This is a genomic window from Nocardia sp. NPDC004260, from assembly GCF_053603155.1.
Window position 1 is genome coordinate 1 of record NZ_JBSGEZ010000235.1, and the last position, 2,166, is coordinate 2,166.

Genomic DNA, 2,166 nt, shown 5'->3' on the forward strand with positions numbered 1-2,166 from the left:
GCGCGAGTCTCCTCGTCGAACTTCCGTGGTGCCGCCATGGCTGACAGTCTCCCTTGCTATATCAGGAGTCTCCAGCCAGTCCAGGACGGTTCATACATCGCCCGGGCCAGTTGGACTTGCCGTGGCCCGAGTTTGGGTTTCTGGCCGCCGGTGCGTCCGCGGGCGCGGGCGGCGGCCAGGCCGTCGCGGGTGCGTTCGGACATCAGGGCGTGTTCGAATTCGGCGATGGCGCCGAGGATCTGGAAGAACATGCGCCCTACCGCGGTGGAGGTGTCGATGCCCTGGTCGAGGACCACCAGGTCGACGCCGCGTGTCTGGAGGGTGTTGGACAGTTCGATGAGGTGCTCGAGGGAGCGGCCGAGCCGGTCGAGTTTGGTGACCACCAGTTGATCGCCTTCGCGGTTGGCCACCAGCAGCGCCTTGTCGAGTTCGGGGCGGGAGGCGAGTTTGCCGGAGACCTTGTCGAGGAAGATCTGCTCACATCCGGCCGCGGTGAGCGCGTCGTGCTGGGCCTCGGGATGCTGATCGCGGGTGGAGACCCGCCCGTAGCCGATTCGCATGGCGCGGAGTGTAATGCGAACCCCCGACAGGTTGACGTTGGCGCGTACACGGCAACCGTTACAGACCTGGCCTGCGGAAACTTGCTGCGGCCGAGAGTGTCTCGCGAACGATTTTGACGAGACATTGCCAGGGGTGTCTCTCCCCAGAGCCAGGCTCCACGACCGACGGCCGATCGCCGGTGAGCAACAGCAGGACCGACCTGGACGGTGCATCCACCGCGCATAGATACTGGCGACCGACACCGAAAATGCTCGTGCCCGGATTTCTGCGCGTGGCTAGCATGTGCAGGCGTGATCGACATCCCCATACCCGCCGGACTGATCGAGTCGCAGTTCACGTATGCGGGTGAGGCCGGTCGCGCTTTCATCGCAGCATTGCCCGCACGCATAGAAGAGCTCCTTCAGCGGTGGCAGCTGCGGGTCGACGGTCCCTCGATGCACGGCATGGCCGCGCTTGTTCTGCCAGTGGTACTGCCCGATGGCGGGCCTGCCGCGATCAAGTTCCAGCACTTGGACCAGGAGACCGAAGGAGAACCCGAGGCCCTGGGGTTGTGGGCCGGCCGCGGCGCCGCGCGCCTTCTCGACTACGACAACCAGACGGGGACACTGCTGCTCGAACGTCTCGACTCGGACCGGATGCTTTCGACGATGTGCGATCGGGGGACCGCGCACACGCGACAGGCAGTGCTCGTCATCGCTGAACTGCTCGCCCGGCTGACCGCCGTCACGGCACCGGCGGGAATGCGGCGCCTGGGCGATATCGCGGCGCAGATGGTCACCGACCTTCCGCATGCACTCACAGTGGTCGGCGACCCGGCCGAGCGTGCACTGCTCGACCGGTGTGGGGGCGCGGTGCGCGAGGTCATGGGCGAACCCGGTGAGCAGCTGTTGCACTGGGACCTGCACTTTGAGAATGTGCTCGCCGGCGATCGTGAACCATGGCTGGCCATCGACCCGAAGCCGCTTGCCGGGGATCCTGGTTTCGAGCTCTTTCCTGCCCTCGATAACAGTTTCGACGCCGGCGACGTGCTCTGGCGCTTCGACGCGATGACCGAGATCCTCGGGCTCGATCGGCAGCGAGCCAAAGCATGGACGCTGGGACGGGTATTGCAGAACTCCCTCTGGGAGATCAAGGACAAGCGTCCCCTGGTGCCGGATCACCTGGAGGTGGCGCGGCAGTTGTTGAATGCTCGGTGAGCAGGCGCACCTACGGCCACTGGTGCCATACGACAGTGCGAAACACCGCCATCAACAGCTGCGAGTCACAAAACCGCCCGCAGCACCCTCGTCATCGTCGCCACCTAACGCTGCGAGAATAGGGGTCGCCGTAGTATCGGCCGAATTTCGGGCGGATATGGCGTAGCGGGCTGGTAGAGCAGGGTTTTTGTGTTTGGGGTGCGGGGTTGGGTGGTTGGTGCTTGGCTTGGCTGCCGATGAGGGTTGATCGGCGTGCTGGAGGTTGGGGTTCGTGGCGACGCGGGTGTTCGCGGATGAGGAGTTGGAGCGTCTGCGGGGTTCCCGGAGATCAGCCGCGAGGAGTTGTTCCGGTATTTCACGCTGGCCCCGGCTGATCTGGCATTCGTGGATCCGGGCCGCGGCCGGGGTC

The 2,166-nt window shown here is 65.1% G+C and carries 2 protein-coding genes and 1 pseudogene; 2 read left to right on the forward strand and 1 reads right to left on the reverse strand.

Annotated features, from left to right (window positions below):
* Positions 1-56: 56 nt before the first annotated feature.
* A complete protein-coding gene (locus ACWEO7_RS39285) occupies positions 57-560 on the reverse strand; it encodes a recombinase family protein (RefSeq protein ID WP_452430895.1) in 504 nt (167 codons plus the stop codon).
* A gap of 291 nt (positions 561-851) precedes the next feature.
* Here ACWEO7_RS39285 and ACWEO7_RS39290 point away from each other — a divergent pair, with 291 nt between their 5' ends.
* Positions 852-1,757, forward strand: a complete 906-nt coding sequence (locus ACWEO7_RS39290; RefSeq protein WP_452430897.1) for an aminoglycoside phosphotransferase family protein — start codon at positions 852-854, stop codon at positions 1,755-1,757.
* A gap of 271 nt (positions 1,758-2,028) precedes the next feature.
* Positions 2,029-2,166, forward strand: a pseudogene (locus ACWEO7_RS39295) (DUF4158 domain-containing protein); the annotation flags it as partial.

What these genes read in the sequence shown, in the direction of transcription:
- ACWEO7_RS39285 (WP_452430895.1), bottom strand. Translation starts at nt 560, where the DNA reads ATGCGAATCGGCTACGGGCGGGTCTCCACCCGCGATCAGCATCCCGAG.